Annotated in this window: 23 protein-coding genes; 14 read left to right on the plus strand and 9 right to left on the minus strand. The window is 68.1% G+C overall.

The annotated features are described in order from the left end of the window. Positions 1-182 precede the first annotated feature (182 nt). A complete protein-coding gene (corA, locus tag BKK81_RS17195) occupies positions 183-1145 on the plus strand; it encodes a magnesium/cobalt transporter CorA (protein ID WP_071015451.1) in 963 nt (320 codons plus the stop codon). Positions 1146-1166: 21 nt separating this feature from the next. Here the strand turns inward: corA and mtgA are convergent, their stop codons facing one another. The 8 genes from mtgA to mpl all read right to left on the minus strand — a co-directional run bounded on the left by mtgA (position 1167) and on the right by mpl (position 9734). Next, the gene (gene mtgA / locus BKK81_RS17200) at positions 1167-1868 is read right to left on the minus strand and encodes a monofunctional biosynthetic peptidoglycan transglycosylase (RefSeq protein WP_071016585.1); all 702 of its coding nucleotides are present in this window, start codon (positions 1866-1868) and stop codon (positions 1167-1169) included. A gap of 71 nt (positions 1869-1939) precedes the next feature. Continuing rightward, the gene (gene aroE / locus BKK81_RS17205) at positions 1940-2839 is read right to left on the minus strand and encodes a shikimate dehydrogenase (protein WP_071015453.1); all 900 of its coding nucleotides are present in this window, start codon (positions 2837-2839) and stop codon (positions 1940-1942) included. After that, positions 2839-3708: an energy transducer TonB gene (locus tag BKK81_RS17210; protein ID WP_071015457.1), complete on the minus strand. Its 870-nt coding sequence runs from the start codon at positions 3706-3708 to the stop codon at positions 2839-2841. Before BKK81_RS17210 ends, aroE begins: the two co-directional genes overlap by 1 nt. A gap of 251 nt (positions 3709-3959) precedes the next feature. Further along, entirely contained in the window at positions 3960-6074 is a 2115-nt protein-coding gene (locus BKK81_RS17215) for a ribonuclease catalytic domain-containing protein (RefSeq protein WP_071015458.1), read from the minus strand. A 197-nt stretch (positions 6075-6271) separates the two neighbouring features. Then, positions 6272-7012, minus strand: coding sequence for a 3-oxoacyl-ACP reductase FabG (gene fabG / locus BKK81_RS17220; protein WP_071015461.1), 741 nt, complete (start codon positions 7010-7012; stop codon positions 6272-6274). Between the two features lie 31 nt (positions 7013-7043). After that, on the minus strand, positions 7044-7649 hold the full coding sequence (locus BKK81_RS17225; protein ID WP_071015463.1) for a chorismate--pyruvate lyase family protein: 606 nt from the start codon (positions 7647-7649) through the stop codon (positions 7044-7046). After that, complete coding sequence (locus BKK81_RS17230) at positions 7646-8251, minus strand: YqiA/YcfP family alpha/beta fold hydrolase (protein ID WP_071015466.1); 606 nt, start codon at positions 8249-8251, stop codon at positions 7646-7648. Before BKK81_RS17230 ends, BKK81_RS17225 begins: the two co-directional genes overlap by 4 nt. 16 nt (positions 8252-8267) lie before the next feature. Continuing rightward, positions 8268-9734 (minus strand): UDP-N-acetylmuramate:L-alanyl-gamma-D-glutamyl-meso-diaminopimelate ligase, encoded by a 1467-nt coding sequence (gene mpl / locus BKK81_RS17235; RefSeq protein ID WP_442873384.1) that lies wholly within the window; start codon positions 9732-9734, stop codon positions 8268-8270. A 70-nt stretch (positions 9735-9804) separates the two neighbouring features. Between mpl and BKK81_RS17240 the strand changes: the two genes are divergently transcribed. The 10 genes from BKK81_RS17240 to BKK81_RS17285 all read left to right on the plus strand — a co-directional run bounded on the left by BKK81_RS17240 (position 9805) and on the right by BKK81_RS17285 (position 18436). Beyond that, entirely contained in the window at positions 9805-10512 is a 708-nt protein-coding gene (locus tag BKK81_RS17240) for a UDP-N-acetylmuramate--alanine ligase (protein WP_071015470.1), read from the plus strand. Between the two features lie 40 nt (positions 10513-10552). After that, a complete protein-coding gene (locus tag BKK81_RS17245; RefSeq protein WP_071015473.1) occupies positions 10553-11095 on the plus strand; it encodes a TlpA family protein disulfide reductase in 543 nt (180 codons plus the stop codon). Positions 11096-11301: 206 nt separating this feature from the next. Beyond that, positions 11302-11787, plus strand: a complete 486-nt coding sequence (gene aroQ / locus BKK81_RS17250) for a type II 3-dehydroquinate dehydratase (protein WP_071015476.1) — start codon at positions 11302-11304, stop codon at positions 11785-11787. Between the two features lie 148 nt (positions 11788-11935). Then, positions 11936-12391, plus strand: a complete 456-nt coding sequence (accB, locus tag BKK81_RS17255) for an acetyl-CoA carboxylase biotin carboxyl carrier protein (RefSeq protein WP_071015478.1) — start codon at positions 11936-11938, stop codon at positions 12389-12391. 168 nt (positions 12392-12559) lie between these two features. Further along, entirely contained in the window at positions 12560-13927 is a 1368-nt protein-coding gene (accC, locus tag BKK81_RS17260) for an acetyl-CoA carboxylase biotin carboxylase subunit (protein ID WP_071015481.1), read from the plus strand. Between the two features lie 191 nt (positions 13928-14118). Beyond that, entirely contained in the window at positions 14119-15012 is an 894-nt protein-coding gene (gene prmA, locus BKK81_RS17265; RefSeq protein ID WP_071015483.1) for a 50S ribosomal protein L11 methyltransferase, read from the plus strand. A 10-nt stretch (positions 15013-15022) separates the two neighbouring features. Further along, the gene (locus BKK81_RS17270) at positions 15023-16357 is read left to right on the plus strand and encodes a DUF3426 domain-containing protein (protein WP_071015485.1); all 1335 of its coding nucleotides are present in this window, start codon (positions 15023-15025) and stop codon (positions 16355-16357) included. Between the two features lie 69 nt (positions 16358-16426). Next, a complete protein-coding gene (gene tpx, locus BKK81_RS17275) occupies positions 16427-16927 on the plus strand; it encodes a thiol peroxidase (protein ID WP_071015488.1) in 501 nt (166 codons plus the stop codon). Positions 16928-17000: 73 nt separating this feature from the next. After that, entirely contained in the window at positions 17001-17948 is a 948-nt protein-coding gene (locus BKK81_RS17280) for a carbohydrate kinase family protein (RefSeq protein ID WP_071015491.1), read from the plus strand. Between the two features lie 20 nt (positions 17949-17968). Continuing rightward, on the plus strand, positions 17969-18436 hold the full coding sequence (locus tag BKK81_RS17285; RefSeq protein WP_071015493.1) for a hypothetical protein: 468 nt from the start codon (positions 17969-17971) through the stop codon (positions 18434-18436). Positions 18437-18720: 284 nt separating this feature from the next. Here BKK81_RS17285 and BKK81_RS34365 read toward each other — a convergent pair whose 3' ends face one another. Continuing rightward, positions 18721-19437: a histone H1 gene (locus tag BKK81_RS34365; RefSeq protein WP_083384147.1), complete on the minus strand. Its 717-nt coding sequence runs from the start codon at positions 19435-19437 to the stop codon at positions 18721-18723. A gap of 1869 nt (positions 19438-21306) precedes the next feature. Between BKK81_RS34365 and BKK81_RS17295 the strand changes: the two genes are divergently transcribed. The 3 genes from BKK81_RS17295 to BKK81_RS17305 all read left to right on the plus strand — a co-directional run bounded on the left by BKK81_RS17295 (position 21307) and on the right by BKK81_RS17305 (position 25592). Beyond that, complete coding sequence (locus BKK81_RS17295; RefSeq protein WP_071015496.1) at positions 21307-21777, plus strand: DUF2147 domain-containing protein; 471 nt, start codon at positions 21307-21309, stop codon at positions 21775-21777. A 193-nt stretch (positions 21778-21970) separates the two neighbouring features. Beyond that, a complete protein-coding gene (locus BKK81_RS17300; protein ID WP_071015498.1) occupies positions 21971-22954 on the plus strand; it encodes a Bug family tripartite tricarboxylate transporter substrate binding protein in 984 nt (327 codons plus the stop codon). A 370-nt stretch (positions 22955-23324) separates the two neighbouring features. Beyond that, entirely contained in the window at positions 23325-25592 is a 2268-nt protein-coding gene (locus BKK81_RS17305) for a TonB-dependent receptor (RefSeq protein WP_071015500.1), read from the plus strand.

Consider the following 25592-nt stretch of genomic DNA (forward strand, 5'->3'; position numbering starts at 1 on the left):
CGGCAGGCCTCGCACAGGTGCGACGCCGCCCCGGGACCTCACCTCCCCCCGACCGCCGGCCTGACCGGCAAACGCCATCGCCTTGCGCGATGCCGGCGCCGCCGGCATGCACAGCGCGATCACGCTTGCCAGCCGAATCTGCTCGCGCCTGTCTTGGCCGAACGCAACGAGGAACCCCAGGGATGATCAATCTGTTCGTCCTGCAGAAAGGCCGGCTCGCACAGGAGCAGGTCGACGACCGCAACGAACTGCTGCAGCACAAGCCCATCTGGATCGATGTCGTCAATCCGGACGACGAGGAACTCGCCTGGATCAAGGAAGCCTACGGCGTGGCCCTGCCCGAGCTCGAGGATCTCGGCGACCTGGAAGCCTCGGCACGCTACTTCGAAGGCGAGGACGGCCACCTGCATATCCGTACCGACTTCCTGCTCGACGAGGAAGACGCCTCGCACAACGTGCGCGTGGCCTTCGTGCTGACGCGCGACGTCCTCTTCTCCATCCATGACGAGGACCTGCCGGTGTTCCGCCTGGTGCGCCTGCGCGCCCGCATGCGCCCGGGCTCGGTGCGCAATGCCAAGGACGTGCTGATGGACCTGTACGCGACCGACGCCGAGTACTCGGCCGATTCGATCGAGGAGGTCTACGAGCGGCTGGAAGAGGCCAGCCGGCGCGTGCTGGCGGAGAACGTGACCGATGCCGCCGCCGCCGACGTGCTGGAAACCATTGCGCGCGAGGAAGACCTGAACGGGCGCATCCGCCGCAACGTGATGGACACCCGCCGCGCCGTCTCCTTCCTGATGCGCAGCCAGCTGCTGTCGGCCGAGCAGCAGGACGAGGCGCGCCAGATCCTGCGCGACATCGACTCCATCGAGAACCACACGGCCTTCCTGTTCGACAAGATCAACTTCCTGCTGGATGCCACCGTCGGCTTCATCAATATCAACCAGAACAAGATCATCAAGCTGTTCTCGGTGGTGTCGGTGGCGCTGATGCCGCCCACCCTGATCGCCAGCATCTATGGCATGAACTTCAAGATCATGCCGGAGATCGACTGGTCGCTCGGCTATCCCTGGGCCATCGCCCTGATGGCCGTGTCCGCCGCGGTGCCGCTGGTGTATTTCCGCCGCAAGGGCTGGCTGAGCTGAACGGCACGCCCGGCGCGGCGCTCAGTCCGGCAGCGTGGCGGCGCCCATGCGGCGCGCGATGATGCCGGCCTTGGCCTTGAAGTTGACGCGCACATTGGCGCAGTATTGCGTCTTGTCGAAGCACTTGGGCGCCGGCAGCGCCGCCGCCAGCCGGGCGGCCTGGCCCACGCTCAGCCGCGCCGCGCTGGTCTTGAAGTAGTGCTGGGCCGCGGCCTCGGCGCCGAACACTCCCTCGCCCCACTCCACCGAGTTCAGGTAGATCTCGAAGATGCGCTGCTTGTCGAGCCAGAACTCGAGCATCCAGGCGATGGCCAGTTCCTGGCCCTTGCGCAGGTAGTGCTGCTCCGGCGACAGGAACAGGTTCTTGGCCAGTTGCTGGGTGATGGTGGAGCCGCCGCGCACGATGTGGCCGCGCTGCTTGTTGCGCTCCCAGGCATTGAGCATGGCGTCGAGCTCGTAGCCGGGATGGTTGACGAAGTCGGCGTCCTCGCTGGCGATCACCGCGCGCTTGAGGTTGCGCGAGATATCGTCGTAGGACACCCAGCGGCGCTCGATGCCACAGCCCCACAGCCTGGCGCCGCAGAGCCGCCAGCGCTCGGCGCGCATGAAGCTGGTGCTCGACGGATTGAGAACCTGCCAGGCCGCGATCTGGCAGAAGAAATAGAGCTGCATGACCAGCACGCCGGCCAGCAGGCAGCCGGCCAGGTAAGCCAGCCAGCGCAGCGGATGCATGGGGTGCCGGCCGGCGGCCGGCGGGCGGGCGCGGCGCAAGGCCACGGCAGGCTCCGGTCCGCTCAGCGGCCGGCTTCGGCGCGCAGCGCCGCGCGCAGCTCGGCCAGCACCGGCGCGGTGCGCGGGCGCACGCCGCGCCAGTTGTAGAAGGCCTCGGCGGCCTGCTCGACCAGCATGCCCAGGCCGTCGCTGACACGTGCCCCGCAGCGCTCGGCAAAGCGCAGGAAGACCGTGGGTTCGGCGCCGTACATCATGTCGTAGGCCAGCACGCCCTCGCCCAGCATCCACTCGGGCACCGGCGGCACCTCGCCGTGCAGGCTGCTGGACGAGGCGTTGATGACGATCTCGCAACCCTCGTCCTCGGCCAGCGCTTCCAGCGCATCCAGGCCGCCGCCCCACAGCTCGACGCCGTACTGGTCCGCCGCCTCGACGAATTCTTCCAGCATGTCGCTGGCCCGCGCCGCGGTACGGTTGGCCACCACGATGCGCGACGGCCGGCACTCGATCAGCGGCAGCATGGCGCCCATGGCCGCGCCGCCGGCGCCCAGCAGCAGCACGCGCCGGCCTTCGAGCAGCACGTCGAGGTTGTCCTGGATATCGCGCACCAGGCCCACGCCGTCGGTGTTGTCGCCATGCAGCAGGCCGTCTTCCTGCCACATGGTGTTGACCGCGCCGGCGGCTTCGGCGCGCTCCGTCAGGCGGTCGGCCAGGTCGTAGGCCTCGAGCTTGAAGGGCACGGTCACATTGAAGCCGTGGCCGCCCTGGGCGAGAAAATCGCGCACGGTCGCGGCGAAGCCGTCCAGCGGGGCTTCGAGCCGGTCGTAGGCGATCGCCTCGCCGGTCTGCCGGGCAAAGGCGGCATGGATGGCGGGCGAGCGGCTGTGCGCGACGGGGTTGCCGATCACCACATAGCGATCGGGGGTCTGGCCGGATGCGGCCGGATCTTGCGGGGAGCTTGTCATCAGCGTGCCTGCAGCCGGGTTTCCAGCCCGCTGCGCGAAAACTTGAAGGTGGAAATGACTTCCAGGATGTCCTGGCGCGCCTGCATCTGCGGCGTGAAGGCGCCGAACGGCGCGGCGGCGCGCACGATGGCCACGGCCTGGCGGTCCAGCGCTGGATCGCCCGAGCTCTTGACCACGTCGACCGCCTCGACATTGTAGCCGTCGCGGTTGTAGCCGAGCCGGCCGGCCCGGTTGACGTTGATCACCAGGATCAGCTGCCCGTACAGCGGCTTGCCGTTGCGCTGGGGAAAGTCTGCAGTACCGCGCGCCTCGATCCTGTGGCGCAGCCGGTCATAGTATTGCGCGTAATCGACCTCCTGCGCGCTGGTGGCGGTCAGCTGGAAGCGCTTGGGCCGCTTGGCGTAGTGGTCGAGGTTGCGGCCGATCTCGGCCTCGAGCTTGGCCATCTCGTCCAGCGAGGTGCGCTCGTCCTGGCCGCGCAGGGTATCGTCGGCCGGATTGTCGCCCGGCTTCAGCGGCTGGCTGCGCAGCGCGGGCGCGGGCTGGCGCGACTGCGTCATCAAGCGCCGCTGTTCGTCTTCGAGCTGCGTCACGCGCCGCTGCATCTGCCGCAGCAGGTCGCCGTCGCGCGCCTCGGTCTGCGACGGCAGCGGCGTGGTGGCGCGCTGGGTCTCGTGCTCGCCGCCGCCATCGAGGTTGGCCTGCGCCAGCACGGTGGGCTTGTGCGGCCGCTCGGCCGACTTGGCGTTGACCAGCACCACGTCCAGCGCGGCATCGGCACGCTTGATCTCGAATACGTCCGGCGCCGCCACGCGCACGGTCAGCAGCAGCGCGTGCGCGGCCAGCGAGATGGCCAGCGCGCGCGTCATCGCGCTGCTGGCGTTCCACCACTGGCGGGGAGCGAGGACGGCTTTCACGATGGCAGGCGAGGCAGCGGTGCGGAAACGAGGCGAAGACGCAGTGGATACGGCGGCAAGGAACAGCCGCGGAAACGGGAGCGAAGACAGGGCAGCGATGCAGGGCGGCCATCCGGTGCCCTGCATGCGGTGGCGCCGACATCACGCGCCATCCGCTTCGATCCGTCCGGCATTGTAAGGGAGTGCCGGACCTTTGCCATGCCTCAGGCGCCGCTGCCGGCGCCGGTGTCGCGCGCGCCCGACGCCTCGCCGGCCGGAGCCCCGTCGGCATCCGCCGACGGTTGCGCAGACGGCTCCGCCACCTGCTCTGCCGCCTGTTCTGCTGCGTCCTCGGCCGCGGCTTCGGCAGCCGCCTCGGCCGACACTTCCGAGGCCTCCTCGTCGAGCTCCAGCATCTCGTCGGTCAGGTCGACATCGCCGGCGAAGACCTCCTGCACACGGCACGACACCTCGAGCGACAGTTCGTCGGTGGAAGCGATCTCCAGCATCACCTGTGTGCCGCGCGCCGCCTGCATCAGCTCGGGTACGCGCGCCACCAGCGGGATGTCGGCGAAGCGGACCGCGCCATCCTTCAGCACCGAAGCCATCATGCGCTGGCGCTTCTCCTGCTCCAGCCAGCGCAGGCACCAGTAGCGCTCCATGGTCGACTGGTGGTCGGCGTAGGCGGCGTAGGTCCCTTCGAAGTCCGCCACGGCGGCCAGCAGGTCGGCATCCTTGGGCTTGAACGGCGCCACCAGCTTGGCGACACCGCCGTGCTGTGCCACCGCGATGATCTGCCACTGGTTGACCAGGTCGACATAGCGGCGCAGCGGCGAGGTGCTCCAGGCGTACTGGGCCACACCCAGGCCCTCGTGCGGCGCCGGATAGGTCTGCATGCGGGTGCGATGCATGCCCCAGGCCTTCTGCGTGCGGTAGATGCCCGGCACGCCGTGGTCGGCCAGCAGCTTGCCCCAGGTGCTGTTGGCCAGGATCATCAGCTCGGCCACGATCTTGTCCAGGGGCGAGCCGCGCCGGCGCTGCTCGATGCGCACGCGTTCGCCGCCACCTTCGAGCTGGTCGATATAGAAGCTGTAGTCGGCGCGGTTGTGCACCTCCGGGCGCAGGCCGCTGGCCAGGCGTGCCTTCTGGCGCTCGTCGTACAGGTAGCCGGCGAACTGCCACAGCTTGGCCAGTTCGTCACGGAAGGGATAGTCGCCGGAACCCTCGGCCAGCGCCTGTTCGGTCACCACGTCTTCGAGCAGGTTGTGGCGCAGATTGGCCGCGATCGGCACCAGCTCGGCGCGCGTCTCGCTGCCCAGGATCATCGGCAGGCTCGGATCGACGGTCACGTACAGCGACAGGGCCGGGCACTGCCGGCCTTCCTGCAGCGTGTAGCGCTCGACCACCGCGTCCGGCAGCATGGTGATCTTGTCACCGGGGAAATAGACCGTGGACAGGCGCTGGCGCGCGATCGCGTCGAGCGCGTCGCCCCGGCGGATGCCCAGGCCTGGCGCGGCGATGTGGATGCCCACGCGCAGCTTGCCGTCCGGCAGCGTGACCACCGACAGCGCGTCGTCGATCTCGGTGGTGGTGACGTCGTCGATCGAGAAGGCCTGCACGTCGGCCACCGGCAGGTCGGCCGGCGGCTCGGACACGTCGACGGCGGGAAAGCCGATGCCCTTGGGGAAGCATTCCGCCAGGAACTTGGCCTCGTGCAGCGCACGCGCGCTCTCCACGCCGCCGCATTCCAGCATCAGGCGCATCGGCGTCATGCCCAGCGCGATGCAGGCGGCGTCCATCGCCTTGTATTCCAGGCTGTTCTTGTCCGGCTTGAACAGCAGGCTCATCACCTTGCCGCGGAAGGCCTCCGGCAACTGGCGCGCCTTCAGCTGCGCCTCGTACTCAGCCTGCACCAGTGCCTGCTGGCGCTTGCGCTCGAGCGCCGCCAGCGCCGCCTTGAGCTGGTCTTCCGGGGCGCGCAGGTAGCGGCCGCGGCCCTTGCGGCGGAAATAGACGGGACTGCCGTGCAGCGCCATGGCCAGCGCGGCCTGCTGCACCGGACCGGCCTCCGCCCCGTAGTACTCGGCCGCCAGCTCGGCGAAGCCGAATTCCTCTTCCGGTGCGCATTCCCACAGGAAATCGAGGTCGGTCTCGGCCACCAGCGCCTCGGTCTGGCGCATCAGTTCGGCGGCCGACGGCTGGGCGAACTGCAGCAGCACATCGCGGGACTTGACCTTGGTGCGCTTGCCGGCAGGCAGCTCCACCTGGTAGGCCTCGCCCTGCTGGCTCAGTACGGTGCCGGCGCGGATCTCGCCGCCTTCTTCGAACAGCAACTGCATGGATACGGGTCTTTCTGAAATGCCGGGCGCTCCGCCGCTGGCGCCGCAACTGGGCGGCACCCGCGAAGCCGGTCCTGCGGGAGGGAATGGGGCCGGTCGGCGCGCCGCCCGGTCAGAGACGCGATGATACCGCACCGGCGCGGGGCGTCGGCCGGGGCAGGATTGCCGCCCCGGGCAAGGCGCGCCCGCAGTGGCGCTCAGAGCGACATGCCGCCGCTGGCCTCGATCGCGGTGCCGTTGATGTAGCTGGCGTCGTCGCTGGCGAGAAAGGCATAGACGCTGGCGATCTCGGCCGGCTGTGCCAGGCGGCGCAGCCAGCACGACTCCTGCATGCCGTCGAGCACCTTCTGCGGCACGGTCTGCAGGATCTCGGTGGCGACGAAGCCCGGGCACACCGCATTGACCCGCACGCCCTTCGGGCCCAGTTCGCGCGCCCAGGTCTTGGTGAAGCCGATTACGCCGAACTTGCTGGCGGCATAGTTGGTCTGGCCGAAGTTGCCATACAGGCCGACCACGCTGGATGCGTTGAGAATCACTCCGCGGCCCTGCTCGGCCATGATCGACGCCACCGCCTGCGAGCAGTTGAAGACGCCCTTCAGGTTGACGTCGATGACGGCGTCGAACTGGGCCTCGGTCATCTTGGCCAGGCGCGCATCCTTGGTAATGCCGGCGTTGTTGACGAGGACGTCGATGCGGCTATGCTTGGCCAGCGTGGCGGCGACCATGGCATCGACCTCGTCGCGCCGTGTCACGTCCACCTTGAAGGCGTCCACCGTGGCACCGGTGGCGGCCAGGCTGGCAGCCGCCTCGCGCACACGCGCCTCTTGCACGTCGCACAGGATGACGATGGCGCCCTCGGCGGCAAAGCGCTGCGCCGTGGCAAAACCGATGCCGGCCGCCGCGCCGGTGATGATCGCTACACGTCCCTGCAGTTTCATGGGTGTCTTCTCTTTCTCTTGGCTGGTATGGTCAGGATGGAGGGAGGGGCCGCAGTCTGGTGCCGCGATCCCCGGGAGCCGCTCGCCGCAGCAGGTCCGGCAGGAAGACCTCGGTGACGAGCATGACGCCGCCGCCGCGCCGGAACACGGAGCGGCGCGCGGGCAGCATGGTGCCGGCCGCGAGCGCCGGCAACGCCTGGCCCAGGCGCCGCCACAGCGGATGGTGGGGCAGCAGCCGGGCGAACTGGAAGGGCTCGCGCAGCACGCGCGGATCGGTGAACAGCGCGCCGCCCAACGGACGCTCGCCCAGGCCACGCAGGAAAGGCCAGTCGCGCGGCGCATGGCGGGCCTGCACCACGGTATGTGCGAACACGGCCGGCGCATCGTCGCACACCAGCACCACGTCGCGCTCGAGCACCGGCAGCGGTCGTACCGCGCCCAGCGCCCGCCATTCGTCGGCCAGCGGCAGCGCCATGCGCTGCGCCAGCCGGCGCACGCGGAATTCATGGCTGGCGGCCACCAGGCGCGCGGTCAGCGAACCGTCGCCGCAGACCCAGCGCCGCAGATTGGCGGGAATGGCCTCGTCGGCCGGCAGCACCGTGCTCCAGCCGCAGCGGCGCAGGTGCGGGGTGCTCATGCGCCGGGCCGGACGCCGCCGGGCCCGTAGCCGCAGAACTCCAGCACCTCGTCGAGATAGTCGGCGAACTCGCTGATGCCGTGGTCGCTGCCCTGGATCAGGCGCGTACGCGCACCGGGGAAGGCGGCCAGCATGTCGCGGTAGTCCAGCACTTCGTCGCCGGTGGCGGCCAGCAGCAGGTAGCGCTCGGGCTGGCTGATGGCGTCGACGCGCAGGTCGAGCAGCTCCTGCAGATGGCGGCGCTCGACCAGGACCTCGCCGCCGCCGTGCCACAGCGGCTGCGCGCCCAGGTAGGCCTCCAGGTCGGTCCAAGGATGGACGGCGGGATTGAGCAGCACCGTGCGGCAGCCATGGCGCTCGCCCAGCCAGCGCGCATAGAAGCCGCCCAGCGACGAACCGACGATGGTGAGCGGCTGGCCGGGGTTGCCGCCACGCGCTGCGGCGATGGCCGTCTCGGCCTGCGCGATCGCGCGCGCGGGCGAGACGTCGAGTTGCGGGCAGGCGTAGTAGCGCGCCACGCCCCACTCGCGCATGCGCTGCTGGATCAGCTGCGCCTTGAACGATTGCGGCGAGGAACGGAAGCCGTGCAGGTAGAGCAGCATGGCGCCGGCGGCTGGATCAGGCGGCCCGCAGGGCGAGGGCGTCCAGCAGCTTCTGGTGGACACCGCCGAAGCCGCCGTTGCTCATCACCAGCACATGGTCGCCCGGACGGGTGGCGGCGCTGACCGCCGCCACCAGGGCATCGAGATCGTCGAAGGCGCTCGCGCGGGCGCCCAGCGGCGCCAGCGCCCCGGCCAGGTCCCAGCCCAGCGCATCCTTGCCGCCCGGCGCGCCATAGCCGAACACCAGGTCGGCGCCGGCCAGGCTGGCCGGCAGCTGCGCCTTCATCACGCCCAGCTTCATGGTGTTGGAGCGCGGCTCCAGCACGGCCAGGATGCGCGCCTGGCCCACCCGCTTGCGCAGGCCGTCGATGGTGGTCTGGATGGCGGTGGGATGGTGGGCGAAGTCGTCGTAGACGGTCACGCCGGCGGCTTCGCCGCGCACTTCCATGCGCCGCTTGACGTTGGCGAAGCGGGCCAGCGAAGCGATCGCCTGCGCCGGCGGCACTCCCACGTGGCGCGCGGCGGCGATCGCGGCCAGCGCGTTCATGCGGTTGTGCATGCCTTGCAGGGACCACGCCACGCGGCCCTGCACGGACTCGTCGAGCAGCACGTCGAAGGCTTCGCCATGCGCGTGCGCGGCCGCGGCGTCGCGCTCGGTCCAGTTGCCCGCGCCGAAGGTCTCGACCTCGCTCCAGCATCCGCGCTCGAGCACGCGCGCGAGGCTGTCCTCCATGCCGTTGACCACCAGCCGGCCCTGCCCCGGCACGGTGCGCACGAGGTGGTGGAACTGAGTCTCGATCGCGGCCAGATCGGGGAAGATGTCGGCGTGATCGTATTCCAGGTTGTTCAGGATGGCGGTGCGCGGCCGGTAGTGGACGAACTTGCTGCGCTTGTCGAAGAAGGCCGTGTCGTACTCATCGGCCTCGATGACGAAGAAGTCGGAATCGGTCAGGCGCGCCGAGATACCGAAGTTCTGCGGCACGCCGCCGACCAGGAAGCCGGGCTGGTAGCCGGCATCCTCCAGGATCCAGGCCAGCATCGAGGTGGTGGTGGTCTTGCCGTGCGTGCCGGCCACGGCCAGTACCCAGCGCCCGGCCAGCACATGCTCGCCCAACCATTGGGGCCCAGATATATAGGGCAGGTTGCGGTCGAGGATCGCTTCCATCAGCGGATTGCCTCGCGAGACCACGTTGCCGATCACGAACAGGTCCGGCTGGAGGGCGATCTGCGCCGGGTCGAAGCCTTCGATCAGTTCGATGCCCTGGGCCTGCAGTTGCGTGCTCATGGGCGGGTAGACGTTGGCGTCGCAGCCGGTCACGCGGTGGCCGGCCTGCCTGGCCAGCACGGCCAGGCCACCCATGAAGGTGCCGCAGATGCCGAGGATGTGGATATGCATGGAATCCGGTATCGCTTGGGCCGGCGCAGGCGCCGGACGGTCAGCCATTGTACCCGAGCGCCTGCGCGCTTCGCTGCACTGCGGCATCCGGATCGATCCCGATGGACCGCCCCCATGACAGCACGGCCGCCGCGGCCGGCTCCGGTATCATCGAGGCATGCCAAGACGCCTTCCCTCCGACCCCGCCCACCTGCGCGAAGAGATCGCCCAGGCCGCCGCCCGCATGATCGCGGAGGACGGCGCCGACTACGCCACCGCCAAGCGCAAGGCCGTGCGGCAGCTGCTGGGCGACGTACGCGTGGCCGGCGAGTGGCTGCCCGACAACGATATGGTGGAAGAGGAAGTGCGCGCCTACCAGGCGCTCTTCCACAGCGACAGCCAACCGCGCATCCTGGCGCTGCTGCGCCGCCTGGCCGTGCTGGCCATGGCCGAGCTGGCGGGCTTCCGCCCCTACCTGGTCGGGGCCGCCCTCAACGGCACGGCCACCGAGCACTCCGACGTCTACCTGCAGTGCTTCTGCGACAGCCCGAAGGATGTCGCGCTGCACCTGCTCAACGCAGGCGTCGACTTCGAGACCAGCGAGACCCGCCATTTCGCCGGCCGCGGCGAGGTCGAGACTCTCAGCTTCCTGTGGCGCGGCCAGTGGCCGGCGAGCCGCGAGACGCGCGAGCTGTCGGCCGAGGTGCGCGCGGAGCTCGGCACGCCGGTCGGCATCCATATAGCACTGTATGATGCGGACGATGAGCGCGGCGCCGTGCGCGCCGATGCCAGCGGCCGGATCGCCCGGGCCGACCTGAACGCCGTGCGCGCCCTGCTGGCCACGGCTGCCGACTCCGGCCAGGCCGCCACGGCGCCCCGGGATTGACGCGCCCGCCGCGGGCGCTCCAACCACCTAGCTGCAAGACATGACCCTGACCCCCGCCCCGCGGCGCTCGCGCCTGTGGATCTGGCTGCCGGCCATCCTGCTGGCCACGGTGGCCGGCATCCTGGCCGGCCGCCATGTGTTTTCTCCCAAGCCGGCCGCCGACCATGCCGTGGAAACCTTCTTCCAGGCCAAGCTGCCGGATCCGAACGGCGCCAGCCTCGACCTGGCGGCGCTGCGCGGCAAGACCCTGGTGGTCAACTTCTGGGCGCCCTGGTGCGGACCGTGCGTGGAGGAAATGCCCGAACTGACCGCCCTGCACCGCGAATACGCTGGCAAGCCGGTCGAATTCGTCGGCATCGGCATCGATTCGCCCAGCAATATCCAGCAGTTCCTGAAGAAGGTGCCGGTCGACTATCCGCTGGCCGTGGCCGGCTTCACCGGCACCGAACTGGTGCGCAACTTCGGCAATAGCGCCGGCGGCCTCCCTTATACGGTGATCATCTCGCCCGATGGTGCCGTGCAGTTCCGCAAGCTGGGCCGGGTGACGGCCGACGAGTTGCGGGCCGTCCTGCCCAAGACATGAGCGAATCTCGCACAATTGCACCGATTTTTATCGAAACCGGGCCGATCTTTTCGCAATTTTCACAAAGATGCCAAAAAGCGTCGCATTCGGCACCATTCGATAGGGGGCAACCCTCGGAATTACCCGAGGCCTTGTATCGCGCGCTAGACAAATCCCTCTAAGCTACGGTAACCTCCGCGCAATTTCGTTGAAATGGTCGAGCTGCCGTGACCGCTACCCGCTCCAACCGACGCTCAGCTGGCTACCGCAAGGTCCTGGTCCTGCACGGACCGAACCTGAACCTGCTGGGAACCCGGGAACCGGAGACCTACGGGCACACGACCCTGGCCGATATCGACGCCGCGCTGGCACAGCGTGCCACGCAGGGTGGCCTGGCGCTGAGCAGCTTCCAGTCGAACCACGAAGGCGCGCTGGTCGACTGCATCCATGCGGCGCGCGGCGAGGGCGTAGACTTCATCATCATCAACCCGGCTGCCTACACGCATACCAGCGTAGCGATCCGGGATGCGCTGGCCGGTGTCGCCATTCCCTTCGTGGAGGTGCACCTGTCCAATGTGCATCGCCGTGAAAGCTTCCGCCATCACTCCTATTTCTCCGACCTGGCGGTCGGCGTGATCTGCGGACTTGGCTGGCAAGGCTACCTGCTGGCGCTGGACTACGCGCTATGGCAGGAAGCGCCCCCGGGAACCTGAACACCCGCTGTTCGCAGCAATAGACGAAAGATGGCGCCCCGAGCGCCTGGTGCCGCCGTGCGCGGCGAGGTCGGAAACGGCCGCAAACAATTTTTTCCGTCGCCGCCATGCCTGGCGGCGGCCGGACAACCGATTGGAGGAAAAGAAGATGGACCTGCGCAAGCTGAAGACGCTGATCGACCTGGTGGCCGAATCCGGCATCTCCGAACTGGAAGTGACCGAAGGCGAAGGCAAGGTACGCATCGTCAAGGCACCGCCGCAGATCGTGGCCGCGCCGCAAATCCTGCCCCAGATGCAGGCGATCGCCGCCGCACCGGTGGCCCCCGCCGTGGCAGCCCCGGTCGAGCCGGGCGCTCCCCAGTTGCCGGCCGGCCACATCATCACCTCGCCGATGGTGGGTACCTTCTATCGCGCGCCGTCGCCCGGCGCCGCACCCTTCATCAATGTCGGCGACACGGTCAAGGAAGGCCAGACCGTCTGCATCATCGAAGCGATGAAGCTGCTCAACGAAATCGAGGCCGACAAGGCCGGCGTCATCAAGGAAGTCCTGGTCGAGAACGGCCAGGCGGTCGAGTACGGCCAGCCCCTGTTCGTCATCGGCTGATCCTGGCCGGCATGTCCGGGCAGCCGCTCCGCGCGCATTGCCCGGCCCCGCAAACGGGGCTCCGACACGCGGTCGTGCCGAGCCGGCAGCGGGCCCCTGCCAGGGCCGCCGGCCTGGCGGTCCGCCGTGCCATGCGGCTTCGCCGCCCAGTTCTCGCAGAGAGATACCATGTTTGAAAAAATCCTGATCGCGAACCGCGGCGAAATCGCCCTTCGCATCCAGCGCGCCTGCCGCGAACTCGGCATCAAGACCGTCGTGGTCTACTCCGAAGCCGACAAGGAGGCCAAGTACGTCAAGCTGGCCGACGAAGCCGTCTGTATCGGCCCCGCGCCGTCGCCGCAGTCCTACCTGAACATGCCGGCCATCATCTCGGCCGCCGAGGTCACCGACGCCCAGGCCATCCACCCCGGCTACGGCTTCCTGTCGGAGAACGCCGACTTCGCCGAGCGCGTGGAGAAATCCGGCTTCGTCTTCATCGGCCCGACCGCCGACAGCATCCGCCTGATGGGCGACAAGGTCTCGGCCAAGCAGGCCATGATCAAGTCCGGCGTGCCCTGCGTGCCGGGCTCCGAAGGCGCACTGCCCGATGATCCGAAGGAAGTCATGGCCACCGCCCGCCGCGTCGGCTATCCGGTGATCATCAAGGCCGCCGGCGGCGGCGGCGGCCGCGGCATGCGCGTCGTGCACACCGAGGCCGCGCTGATCAATGCCGTCAACATGACGCGTGAGGAAGCCGGCCGGGCCTTCGGCAATCCCGAGGTCTACATGGAGAAGTTCCTGGAGAACCCGCGCCACGTGGAGATCCAGATCCTCGCAGACCAGCACCGGCAGGCCATCTGGCTGGGCGAGCGTGACTGCTCGATGCAGCGCCGCCACCAGAAGGTGATCGAGGAAGCGCCCGCGCCTCACATTCCGCGCCGCCTGATCGAGCGCATCGGCGACCGCTGCGCCGAAGCCTGCAAGAAGATCGGCTACCGCGGCGCCGGTACCTTCGAGTTCCTGTACGAGAACAACGAGTTCTACTTCATCGAGATGAACACGCGCGTGCAGGTCGAGCACCCGGTCACCGAGATGATCACCGGCATCGACATCGTGCAGGAGCAGATCCGCATCGCCTTCGGCGAGAAGCTGCGCTTCCGCCAGAAGGACGTGCAACTGCGCGGCCACGCGATCGAGTGCCGCGTCAATGCCGAGGACCCGTTCAAGTTCACGCCTTCGCCGGGCCGCATCACCGCCTGGCACATGCCGGGCGGCCCCGGTGTGCGCGTCGACTCGCACGCCTACGACGGCTACTTCGTGCCGCCCAACTACGACTCGATGATCGGCAAGATCATCACCTACGGCGCCACCCGCGAGCAGGCCATCGCCCGCATGCGTATCGCGCTGTCGGAAATGGTGGTGGATGGCATCCTGACCAACGTGCCGCTGCATCGCGAACTGATGCTCGACGCCAACTTCGTCGAGGGCGGCACCAGCATCCACTACCTGGAGCACCGCCTGCAGCAGAAGGAAGTCGCCAAGGGCGACAAGTCCTGACATGCTGGCGCACTGACGCGCAGACGTCCCGATGTCCTGAAGCGTCAGCTGGCCGGGCCGGTCGTTTCCCCGGCCCTCCCTCCCGCCGCCATGTCATACTGGCGGCTACGGCCGGCCCGGCAGTGCCCGGGCCGCCATCCGACACAGGCGCCACGCCGCGCGCCGCTCACCGGTTTGAAGAAGGATCATCCGTGGCATTCCAGGAATGTGTGATCGAGATCGCCGAAGAACAGGCGGAAGCCTGGTCCGACGCGCTGTTCGATCTGGGTGCGCTGTCGGTCTCGGTAGAAGATGCCGATGCCGACACGCCCGACGAGCAACCGCTGTTCGGCGAGCCGGGGCTGGAGCCCACGCGCCTGGCCTGGAACCGCTCGCGCGTGGTCGCGCTGTTCGACGACGGCGCGGATCCCGCCCTGGTCGTGGCAGCGGCCGCCAATGCGCTTGGCGTCACGCCCGTCCCCTCCTACCTGCTGCGCAGCGTCGAGGACCAGGACTGGGTGCGCCTGACGCAATCGCAGTTCGAGCCGATCCGCATCGGCGAGCGCATCTGGGTGGTACCGTCCTGGCATGACGCCCCGGAACCCGATGCCGTGGTGCTGGAGCTGGATCCCGGCCTGGCCTTCGGCACCGGCAGCCATCCGACCACGCGCCTGTGCATGCAGTGGCTGGAGCAGAATCTGCGGCCGGGCGAGACCGTGCTCGACTACGGCTGCGGCTCCGGCATCCTGGCCATCGTCGCCAAGAAGCTGGGCGCAGGCAACACCCTCGGCATCGACATCGACCCCAATGCGGTCGAGGCCTCGCGCTACAACGCCGAGCGCAACCGTGTCGAAGCCACCTTCGCGCTGCCGGAAACCGTCTCCGAAGCCACCCACGACCTGGTGGTGGCCAATATCCTTTCCAACCCGCTCAAGCTGATGGCAGCCATGCTCAGCGCGCGCGTGCGCCCTGGCGGCCGCCTGGTGCTGTCGGGCGTGCTCGAACGGCAGGCCGACGAGGTCGCGGCAGCCTATGCGCGCTGGATCGCGCTGAGCGTCTGGCGCAGCGAGGAAGGCTGGGTCTGTCTGCACGGTACCCGCACCTGACATCCCGACGATGGCCGCCGTCAAGCTCGTCACGCGCTGCCCCGCATGCCGCACGGCCTTCCGGCTGGTGGCGGACCAGTTGCGGCTGCGGCAGGGACTGGTGCGCTGCGGCCGCTGCGATACGGTCTTCGATGCCCGCCAGCACCTGATCGAGATTCCCGCCCCGACCGCGCCGGCGCAAGGTGTGCGCGACGCGGCACAGACCGCCACGGCACCGGCGGCCCCCGCGGGTCCTGCCGACGATACCAGCCAGGGTGCTGCGGCAGAGCCGTACCGCGCGCCACCGTTCGACCCGGGCTATGACCCCGGCTATGATGTGCCGGCGCTGGACGCGCCGACCATGATGATGGGCTCACCCGGCTCCACCACCGCTGAAGCCGAGCCCGCGCAATCATCGGTGCCACCGCCGGAAGCGCGGCATGCCGGCGCCCCCGTTGGTTCGCCCGGGCAAGCCGCCACGGCGGAAGGAACACCTCGCCAGCAGGCGCCCGCTGCCTCCGCGCAGGCGCCTGCCCCCACCTGGCCCGCAATCGATGCAGCCGGGCTCGATGAGCCTGGCACCGGCACGACGCCGCGGGACGCTCCACCAGCGGAAGCGCCGCCTGCTGCCGAGGCTGCGGCGGAAGACGTCTCCGCCGGAGCGCCCGGGAAGCCCGGCGTCACGATGGCGGCTCCTCCGGAAGACAACGCCCGGCAGCCGAACGAAGGCATCCCGGATGCCTTCGCCGGCACCCCCACCGCGATCGCCAGCGAGCACGCCACGCGGCGCTGGGCCGCGCGGCAGGACGAAGCGCCCGCCGCTGCGTACGCCCCGGATTTCCTGCGCCATGCGCGCACACACGAAACACCGCGCGCGCGTGGAGCAGGTCGGCGTGCCTGGCTGCTGGCCGGCGTGGTGGTACTCGCCATCGGCGCCGCCGCGCAGGCCACCTACCTGGCCCGCTCGCAGCTCGCCGGCCGCTTCCCGGCGCTGCGTCCAGCGCTGGAATGGGCCTGTGCGCCACTGGGCTGCACGGTGGCGCCCTGGCGCGACCTCGATGCCCTGCGCATCGACAGCTCGCAGCTGCAGAAGCAGGAAGAAGGCGGCGATACCTATGTGCTCAGCGTCACCCTGCGCAACCAGGGACGCGCCACCACCGCTCTGCCCGCCATCGAACTGGTGATGACGGACCTGCAGGACCAGCTCCTGCTGCGGCGCGTGCTGCAGCCCGCCGAATATCTCTCCCCGGCACAACGCGCCTTCGCCCAGTACGGCATGCGGGCCGGCACCGAGCTGTCGGTTCGGGTACGATTCCGTTCGCAGCAGGCGGCGGCCAACTACCGCGTGCTGCTTTTCTATCCCTGAATTCTGCAGACCCGCCGCACGCCGCCCTGCGCGCGCAGGCGGGCCCGCGCATCCACACAGGAGCCAAACATGAGCAACGTGACCCTCGGCGGTAACCCGATCGAAGTCGGCGGCAAGTTTCCCCAGCCCGGCGACCATGCCGCTTCCTTCTCGCTGGTCGGCAAGGACCTGAAGGACGTCAAGCTGGAAGACTTCGCCGGCAAGCGCAAGATCCTGAACATCGTGCCCAGCCTCGACACGCCCGTGTGCCAGGCTTCCGCGCGCCGCTTCAATGAAGCCGCCGGCAAGCTCGCCAACACCGTGGTGCTGACCATCTCGGCCGACCTGCCCTTCGCCATGGGCCGCTTCTGCACCACCGAAGGCCTCGACCACGTGGTGCCCCTTTCGCTGATGCGCGGTGCCGAGTTCAAGTCCAGCTACGGCGTCGACATCCAGACCGGCCCGCTGGCCGGCCTGACCGCGCGCGCGGTCGTGGTGCTGGACGAGAACAACGTCGTCAAGTACAGCCAGCTGGTGCCCGAGATCAAGACCGAGCCGAGCTACGACGCCGCGCTCGCCGCCCTGCTGTAATCCTCATCCGCCCGGCGCGCCTGCGCGTGCCGGGCCTGCCCCGCCACACCTCAACGCATTCCCTGGAGAAAGCATGGCCAGCCTGATTTGCGGCTCCGTTGCCTACGACACCATCATGACCTTCGAAGGACGGTTCCGCGAACACATCCTTCCGGACCAGATCCACATGCTCAACGTATCCTTCCTGGTCCCGGGCATGCGTCGTGAGTTCGGAGGCTGCGCGGGCAACATCGCCTACACGCTCAAGCTGCTGGGCGGCGATCCACTGGTGATGGCCACGGTGGGCGCCGACGCCGAGCCCTATCTGCAGTACCTGCGCCAGCTGGGCATCCCCACCACCTATATCCGCACGTTGCCCGACACCTTCACGGCCCAGGCAATGATCACGACCGACCTGGACAACAACCAGATCACGGCCTTCCACCCGGGTGCGATGAGCCAGTCGCAACTGTCCAGCGTGCAGGAAGCGATGCAGGGCGACACGCGGCCGGCGCTGGGGATCGTCGCGCCGGACAGCCGCGAGGGCATGCTGCACCATGCCCGCCAGTTCGCCGAAGCGGACGTGCCTTTCATCTTCGACCTGGGCCAGGCCATGCCGCTGTTCAACGGCGACGACCTGCGCCAGTTCGTTGAACTCGCCAGTTACGTGACGGTCAATGACTACGAGGCGCAGGTCCTGCTCTCCCGCACCGGCTGGAGCCACGAGGATGTCGCCGCCCAGGTGCGCGCGTTCATCGTCACGCACGGCGAGCACGGTGCCAGCATCCATGCCGACGGGCGCAAGTATGCGATCCCCGCCGTGCCGGCAGAACGTGTGGTCGACCCCACCGGCTGCGGCGACGCGTTCCGCGGCGGCCTGCTGTACGGCATCGAACACGGCCTCGACTGGGAAACCACGGGGCGCCTCGCCAGCCTGATGGGCTCGCTCAAGATCGCGCATCAGGGACCACAGAACCACAAGCCATCGCGTGACGAAATCCGTGACCGTTTCCAGGCGGCCTTCGGATTCCACTACGCGTAGTCTTCTTTTCGGGACATACCATGAACCAGAAGCTCCGTATCGGCGGCGCCGCCGTCCTCGCAGCCGCCACCCTGCTGGCCGGCTGTGCCGCACAGTCGAACTCGAACAGCGTCTACACCCCCGGCCAGGCTCAGCGCGAGCAGACGGTACGCTACGGCGTGGTCGAATCGGTACGCGAGGTTCTGATCCAGGGTAACCAGACGGGGGCCGGCACCATCGCCGGCGGTGCCATCGGCGGCGTGGCGGCCGGCAGCCTGATCGGCAGCGGCAACGGCTCGGTGGCAGCGGGCATCCTCGGCGCAGTGCTGGGCGGAATCGCCGGCAGCGCCACCGAGAACAAGATCAACCAGCGCCGCGGCCTGGAGATCACCGTGCGGCTGGAGAACGGCGACCTGCGCGCGATCACGCAGGATGCGGACGAGACGTTCCGCCCGGGCGAGCGCGTGCGGCTGCTGTCCTCCGGCGGCGTGACACGCATCACGCACTGAACCGAAGCCCTGCCGCAGCGCAGACCAGGGCGCCGTGTCCCGCAAGGGGCACGGCGCCCTTTTTCATGACGGGGTAGCGAGGCCCGGCAGCCCACACGAGGCCGGCAGCGCACAGGACGAAGCGCAAGCGCCGCCCCAAAAGGAAAAGCCCGCCGGGCGCAAGCCATCGGCGGGCTGGCAAGACGCTGGTCTTGCTGACCGGATACGCAGTATCCGGTCATGATGGCACGCGATGCGTGCCAGGCGGCCTCCGGTGACCGTAAACGGACGCCGGCAAGGCGCGCTTACGGACGGTTGCCCGTCGGAAACGGCCAGGCCGCGGCCGGGTTCAGAGTCGTCTTGGCAGCGGCAGCGGGAGCCACTGCGGGAGCAGCGGCAGGAGCAGCCGGGGCGGCAGCCTTCTTGGCAGCAGCCTTCTTCGGGGCGGCAGCCTTCTTCGGCGCAGCAGCCTTGGGGGCAGCGGCCTTCTTCGGAGCGGCAGCCTTCTTCGCTGCAGCGGCCTTCGGTGCAGCAGCCTTCTTCGGCGCAGCGGCCTTCGGTGCAGCAGCCTTCTTCGGCGCAGCGGCCTTCTTCGGTGCGGCGGCCTTCTTGGCCGGTGCAGCTGCCTTCTTCGCGACGGCAGCCTTCTTGGCCGGTGCAGCCTTCTTGGCAGCAACCTTCTTCACTGCGGCCTTCTTGGCCGGTGCTGCGGCCTTCTTGGCGACAACCTTCTTCGCCGCGACCTTCTTCACTGCAGCCTTCTTGGCCGGTGCTGCCTTCTTGGCGGCAACCTTCTTCACAGCGGCCTTCTTGGCCGGCGCAGCAGCCTTCTTGGCGACAACCTTCTTGGCGACAACCTTCTTCGCCGCGACCTTCTTCACTGCAGCCTTCTTGGCCGGTGCTGCCTTCTTGGCGGCAACCTTCTTCACAGCGGCCTTCTTGGCCGGTGCAGCGGCCTTCTTGGCGGCGGGCTTGGCAGCGGCCTTCTTGGCCGCCGGTTTCTTCTTAGCAGTCGTTGCCATGGATAACTCCTTCACTAGCTAGTGAATATCGAATGACCTAGATTGGCGACCCGACCGACCCGAGGCCCGCCGCCTTGCGGCAGCCCCAGTCGAGCGAGCGATTCATCGGCGCGCTGCCGGACCGCAGCCGCACGCTTATGAATTCGGTGTCAGGCGTGCCGGCCCATCCGGCACGATTGCGGCAACAGGAAGCCCGCACCCGGACTTCCGACGCATGCCGCGTCCTGGAAGATTCGATTTGCCTGCGCCGCTCTTCGAGTCGGCGCCCGGCGGGGAATGAGGAGATATCGGTCGGCGTGCCTGTCGTGCGGGCTTGGCCTCGCGCACGGCAGACGGCATTCATTCGGGGGTAGCTGACCCAACCCGTTTCCGGGTCACAGGAGACTGCACGCATTTTGATAAGCCTTCCCGGCCCGGTCTGCGTCAATGTTCTCGTGCTCCTCTGCTACCTGCATCGCTGCATCATCAAGACGCATCGCCTATGTCATTCAATCCTGCGTCTTGCTTCCTTGCAATGAAGTGAGACTCTTGTCAAGGCGAATCATAATTCGTTTGCTCGATGATGTTAAGAAAAAAGTGCAAAAAAACTTGCACGCGAAGACCAGGCAATCTATCTCGCCTTCGCTTCGATACGACGCACGCATCGAGGCACGCAAGCGAGACGAAGTGCCGATGGAAATCCGCATCGCAACCACGCGCTCGCCGATGCCGGAGCACGTCGATGCAGCCTCCTGCTCGACGTGCATCGAGAGGCAAAGCCACACCGCTCACGACGTCATCGCGCATCGCGCGCGCGCCTGCGGAAGAGCGCTCCGCCGACTTGGCCTGTGCGCCGGAAACCCGCATGAATAAAGGCTTTGCGGCTGGCGATGGAATTCGCTCGACGCGCTCGCGTCGATGCCTGCGGCACCGTTCTCGCACGTCGTCGCAGCGCGCACACCGCGTGTGTCGGCACACACAGCGCACGGCTTTCGTCCCGTGCGCGATGCCACGAGGCGGAGCACGCCGGCCTGATGCCGGACCTGGCGCGAGCAAGCGACGCGCGTCGATGAGAGTGATGCATCCACGCAACGGTTTGCACCTCGTCGAACGAGACAGACACGACCGCGCGAGCATGCTCGCGCTCGCTGCCGATCGAGCGCGAGACAATTGGCAAGCTGCGACCCCGCGACAAGGGCAAGCGACAGGGCAAGCGACAGGGCAGGCGACAGAGCGGGCAACGCAGTCGCGATGTACCGGAACCGCGACGAGTCGATGCGCATGCCATCGCTTCGCTGCGATGGCGCGACGCGGATCACGGCGACGGGCGTGGCGCGCAGATGCCGTGCGCGGACTCCGGGTTTCGCCTGACAAGAGACACGGCAGCCCGCCCCCTCCTCTCCCTCCTCTCCCTCCTCTCCCTCCTCTCCCTCCTCTCCCTCCTCTCCCTCCTCTCCTCGCTCTCTTGCCAAGCTCGCGTCGTGCCGTGGGTGCCGCCGCTCGTGCGGTACCGATGCCCCGGCCGGCAGTCAACTCGCATCTGGGCGAAGCCATGCGACGCGCGCGAAGCCGCCACGGGTGAGCTCCGACGCGGGCGGGGACGCACCGGCGCAACAGCGGCCCCTCGCTTAGAGGGATGCCTCCAGTGCGCAACCGGCTCGGCTTTGCTGCACCACGAGAAGCCCGGAAGCCGCGCCGCACGGCCGTTCCGGGCCAGCGGGTGAAGACCGGGCAGTGCGTTTGCATACGGCGGCCCAGATTGCAGTCCTGCGCCCCCGCCAGTAGATTGGCGAGCGCACCCCTTCCCGCGCGCCTTGCCAGGCAGGCGAGGCCCGATGGAACGCGGCGCCGGGCCGCGCGCCGGCCATGCAACCAGAACAGGAGATCCCGATGCGTCATCACCCTTCCCATGGCATCACCCGCGGCATGCGCGCCGCGATGTTCGTCGCAGCGCTGCTCGGCAGCGCCGCCGCCTTTGCACAGTCCAACCCGGCCGGGATCTGGAAGACCATCGACGACAGCACCGGCAAGCCGCGTGGGCTGGTGGAGATCAGCGAGAAGGAAGGCGTCTACAGCGGCAAGGTGATCAAGAGCTTCGTCGAGGACGAGGTGAAGTCGAAGGTGTGCGACAAGTGCACCGACGCGCGCAAGGACCAGCCCATCATCGGCATGACGATCCTGACCGGCCTGCGCAAGTCCGGAGACAACGAATGGAGCGGCGGCGAGATCCTCGACCCGGAGAACGGCAAGGTCTACAAGAGCAAGATGTCGCTCGCCGACAATGGCAGCAAGCTGAACGTGCGCGGCTTCATCGGCATCAGCCTGCTCGGCCGCACCCAGACCTGGGTGCGCGAACGCTGAACGGGGCGCGGCCCGCCGATGCGCCCGCACGCCGCCGCATCGGCAGCGCCGGCCGGTCCGGCCTGGCCGTCCGGGCATTCAGCGGATTGACAGCTTCGCTGGGTAAGATCCCTCGGTCCCGCGCGCGAGCCGCTTCCTGCCCCTCCGGCAATCCTCGCGCGCGGTCATCCCAGAACAGTCCAAGGAGACCCTGATGCGCCTTTCCGCCACCGGCCGTGCCCTGGCCCTCGCCACCCCCATCTTCGCCGCCGCCTTCGTGCCGGGCACCACCGCCCACGCCAGCGATGCCTGGCCGGCGCACGTCGTGAAGTTCGTCGTGCCGTTCACACCCGGTGGCGCCAACGACCTGGTCGCACGCGCGGCGGCGGACGCGGTCAGCAAACGCCTCGGCCAGACCGTGATCATCGAGAACCGTCCGGGCGCCGGCGGCATCGTCGGCGCCGACTATGTCGCCAAGAGCAAGCCGGACGGCTACACCTTCCTGGTCGGCGCGGTCGGCACCGTGACCAACGAACTGATCCGCAGCAAGATGCCGTATGCCTCGGATGACCTGGTGCCGGTGTCGCTGATCGCCGTGAGCCCGTCGGTCATCGTCGCCGCACCGTCGCTGCCGGCCAACAACCTGAAGGAGCTGGTGGCCTACTCGAAGAAGCAGCCCGGCGGCGTCAACTTCGCCACCGCCGGCAGCGGCAGCACGCCCCACTTCGTCGAGGAGATGCTCAAGGAGAAGGGCGCGGCGCTGACGCCGGTGCCTTACAAGAGCGGTTCGGAGAGCATCACCGCAGTGATCGGCGGCCAGGTCGCGGCGACGTCCGAAGCCAGCGTGGTGGTACTCCCGCAGATCAAGGCCGGCAAGCTGAAGGCGCTCGGCGCAACCTGGGACAAGCGCATGAGCGCCGCGCCCAATATCCCGACCACCGCCGAGCAGGGCATGCCCGAGGTCCGCATCGGACACTGGGCTGGCATCTTCGCGCCCAAGGGGACCGATCCGGCCATCGTCAAGAAGCTGAATGCCGAGATGACTGCAGCCATGCAGACGCAGGAAACGCGGGAGCGCCTGCTGCCGAACGGTATCGAGCCGGCGGGCGGCTCGGTGGAGAGCTTCGTGGCGTTCATCAAATCCGAACGCGAGCGCCTCGGCCGCATTGCCAAGAATGCGAACATGAGCGCCGATTAATCCGCACCCGAAGCGGCCACAATATGTGGCCCTTGTCTGCACGAGGCCCGCTCCCGAGCGGGCCTTTTCTTTGCCAGCCCGGGCCTGGTGCGGCATGAGAGCAACTTATGGGCCACTTTCAAAAGCTGCACTCCCATTTTTGTATCGATATTGACGTCAAATGACCACATATAGATACATTCAAGCAAGAGCTATATTGTCTGTCTCGTCACCGCAACGCAAATTGCAACGAAAATCATTCGCATTTATATTGCGCTTCGCCGCTTTTGCATACTCCGCCGTTTCCGCCCGCAGCCCGGATCCGTGAGCGCCGCGGGATCGCGATGATCCCGTCGGTCTCGTTCATGGCCGGGCAGACGAGACCACCGACATGAACCGCCGCACACCGATCGCCACCGCGCTGCTCGCCCTCTTCGCCGCCCCCGTCGCCGTTCACGCCCAGCAGGACCCATCCACACGGCCGCCCCAAGCGGCGCAGGCCCAGCAGGCGCCCGCCGCAGCCGGTGGCACGCTGAAGGAAGTGGTCGTGCAGGGCAGCGGCAGCCGCGACGACTACAACGCCGTCCACAACAGCATCTCCAAGCTGCCCGAGGACCTGCACGACGTGCCGCAGTCGGTCACGGTGGTGAACCAGGCGCTGATGCAGGCACAGGGCGCGAGCTCGCTGGCCGACGCCCTGCGCAACGTGCCCGGCATCACCATCGGTGCCGCAGAAGGCGGCCAGATCGGCAACAACATCAACCTGAACGGCTTCACCGCCCGCACCGACATCTACCTGGACGGCTTCCGCGACCGCGGCCAGTACTATCGCGACACCTTCGCGCTGGAAGAAGTGGAAGTGCTGATGGGCCCCTCCTCGATGCTGTTCGGCCGCGGCTCCACCGGCGGCGTGATCAACCAGGTCAGCAAGAAGCCCTCGCTGAAGGCCGCCACCGAAGTCAGCGGCTCGGTCACCACCAACGGCCTGGTGCGCGCCACCGCCGACTACAACACGCCGACCTCGGACACCTCGGCCTTCCGCATCTCGGCCATGGCGCAGAACGGCAAACCCAGCACGCGCGACGAGATGACCGTGCAGGACTTCGGCATCGCCCCGTCCTGGCGCGCAGGCATCGGCACCTCGACCGAGATCACGCTGTCGGCACTGCTGCAGCACAATCACGACATGCCGGACTACGGCCTGCCGAACCTGAACGGACATCCGGTCAACGTCAATCGCAACGCCTTCTACGGCTATACCGATGACCGCACCAACCAGGACATCGCCTCGCTCAGCGCCGGCATCACCCACAAGATCTCGCCCAACCTGAAGCTGCGCAACCAGACGCAGTTCAACTATGTGGAGACGGATGCCCGCGAGACCGCGCCCAATGCGGTCGGCACGGTCGGCACGCGCGGCTTCACTGCACTGACCAGCAGTTCCCTGCCGCTGGACCGGCTGTTCGTGCGCCTGCAGAGCCACGACCGCAAGATCCGCGACTACTCGATCTTCAACCAGACCGAGCTGACCGCCAACTTCGACACCGGACCGGTCAAGCACACGCTGCTGCTCGGCACCGAGTTCGGCCACGACGGCTACAACAACCAGAACTACTACCGCGACGGCAGTTGCAACGGCGTGCCGCTGGTCAGCGGCACCACGGCCGCCACCACCGGCTACGCCGCCTGCGAGCCGCTGGCCAGTCCGGGCTACTCGGCCTCGCCGTCCAGCGTGGCCAGCACGCCCGGCAACCTGCAGGGCGGCTCGTCCAACACCATCGCGGCCTACGTCAACGACTCGATCGAGTTCAACAAGCACTGGAAGGCGGTGGCCGGCCTGCGCTACGACCGCTTCATCGCCAGCGTCACCAACTCGATCAACTCCGGCAACAGCGCGGGCGCGCCTTACTTCAGCACGGCGCTGGCCAACGCCCAGCAGACGGTCAACTTCACCAGCGTGCGCCTGGGCGGCATCTGGCAACCGACCGAGGCACAGTCCTACTATGTCTCCTACGGCACTTCGTTCAACCCGTCGCTGGAGCAACTGACCGCGACCGTCGGCCAGCAGAACCTCGATCCCGAGAAGAACAAGGCCTACGAGGTCGGCGGCAAGTGGGACCTGATGGGCGGCGACCTGTCGCTCAACTCGGCACTGTTCCAGATCACCAAGGACAATGCGCGCACGCAGATCGACTCCACCACCTACGCGCTGACCGGCACGATCCGCGTGCGTGGCTTCCGCGCCGGGGCCACCGGCCGCATCACCAGCAAATGGCAGGTGTTCGCCGGCTACACCTATCTCGACGCTCAGATCACCAATGGCATCGGCGCGGGTACCCAGGGCATGGTGCCGGCCAACACGCCCAAGCACACGGCGACGGTGTGGAGCAGTTACCGCGTGCTGCCCGACTGGGAGGTCGGCGGCGGCGCATACTATATGTCGCAGCGCTTCGCCAACAATACCGATACCGTGCAGGTGGGCGGCTACGTGCGCTGGGACGCCATGGTGGCGTACCACCAGCCGAAGTACGACGTGCGCCTGAACCTGTTCAATGTGTTCGACAAGAAGTATTACGATGCGCTGATCCCGTCGGACGGCGGGCGCGCGGTGCCAGGCACCGGCCGCACCGCCATGCTGTCCTTCGTCTACCGCATGTAA

It is taken from the genome of Cupriavidus sp. USMAHM13 (assembly GCF_001854285.1).
Taxonomy (GTDB): Bacteria; Pseudomonadota; Gammaproteobacteria; order Burkholderiales; family Burkholderiaceae; genus Cupriavidus; species Cupriavidus malaysiensis.

Excerpts from the sequence above, each read along its gene's own strand:
- accC (WP_071015481.1), top strand. The coding sequence starts at position 12,560 with ATGTTTGAAAAAATCCTGATCGCGAACCGCGGCGAAATCGCCCTTCGC.
- aroE (WP_071015453.1), bottom strand. The coding sequence starts at position 2,839 with ATGACAAGCTCCCCGCAAGATCCGGCCGCATCCGGCCAGACCCCCGAT.
- BKK81_RS17300 (WP_071015498.1), top strand. The coding sequence starts at position 21,971 with ATGCGCCTTTCCGCCACCGGCCGTGCCCTGGCCCTCGCCACCCCCATC.
- BKK81_RS17210 (WP_071015457.1), bottom strand. The coding sequence starts at position 3,708 with ATGACGCGCGCGCTGGCCATCTCGCTGGCCGCGCACGCGCTGCTGCTG.
- BKK81_RS17280 (WP_071015491.1), top strand. The coding sequence starts at position 17,001 with ATGGCCAGCCTGATTTGCGGCTCCGTTGCCTACGACACCATCATGACC.
- BKK81_RS17285 (WP_071015493.1), top strand. The coding sequence starts at position 17,969 with ATGAACCAGAAGCTCCGTATCGGCGGCGCCGCCGTCCTCGCAGCCGCC.
- BKK81_RS17240 (WP_071015470.1), top strand. The coding sequence starts at position 9,805 with ATGCCAAGACGCCTTCCCTCCGACCCCGCCCACCTGCGCGAAGAGATC.
- BKK81_RS17225 (WP_071015463.1), bottom strand. The coding sequence starts at position 7,649 with ATGAGCACCCCGCACCTGCGCCGCTGCGGCTGGAGCACGGTGCTGCCG.
- BKK81_RS17245 (WP_071015473.1), top strand. The coding sequence starts at position 10,553 with ATGACCCTGACCCCCGCCCCGCGGCGCTCGCGCCTGTGGATCTGGCTG.
- tpx (WP_071015488.1), top strand. The coding sequence starts at position 16,427 with ATGAGCAACGTGACCCTCGGCGGTAACCCGATCGAAGTCGGCGGCAAG.
- BKK81_RS17230 (WP_071015466.1), bottom strand. The coding sequence starts at position 8,251 with ATGCTGCTCTACCTGCACGGCTTCCGTTCCTCGCCGCAATCGTTCAAG.
- BKK81_RS17215 (WP_071015458.1), bottom strand. The coding sequence starts at position 6,074 with ATGCAGTTGCTGTTCGAAGAAGGCGGCGAGATCCGCGCCGGCACCGTA.
- accB (WP_071015478.1), top strand. The coding sequence starts at position 11,936 with ATGGACCTGCGCAAGCTGAAGACGCTGATCGACCTGGTGGCCGAATCC.
- mpl (WP_442873384.1), bottom strand. The coding sequence starts at position 9,734 with ATGCCGCAGTGCAGCGAAGCGCGCAGGCGCTCGGGTACAATGGCTGAC.
- corA (WP_071015451.1), top strand. The coding sequence starts at position 183 with ATGATCAATCTGTTCGTCCTGCAGAAAGGCCGGCTCGCACAGGAGCAG.
- BKK81_RS17270 (WP_071015485.1), top strand. The coding sequence starts at position 15,023 with ATGGCCGCCGTCAAGCTCGTCACGCGCTGCCCCGCATGCCGCACGGCC.
- BKK81_RS17305 (WP_071015500.1), top strand. The coding sequence starts at position 23,325 with ATGAACCGCCGCACACCGATCGCCACCGCGCTGCTCGCCCTCTTCGCC.
- BKK81_RS17295 (WP_071015496.1), top strand. The coding sequence starts at position 21,307 with ATGCGTCATCACCCTTCCCATGGCATCACCCGCGGCATGCGCGCCGCG.
- BKK81_RS34365 (WP_083384147.1), bottom strand. The coding sequence starts at position 19,437 with ATGGCAACGACTGCTAAGAAGAAACCGGCGGCCAAGAAGGCCGCTGCC.
- fabG (WP_071015461.1), bottom strand. The coding sequence starts at position 7,012 with ATGAAACTGCAGGGACGTGTAGCGATCATCACCGGCGCGGCGGCCGGC.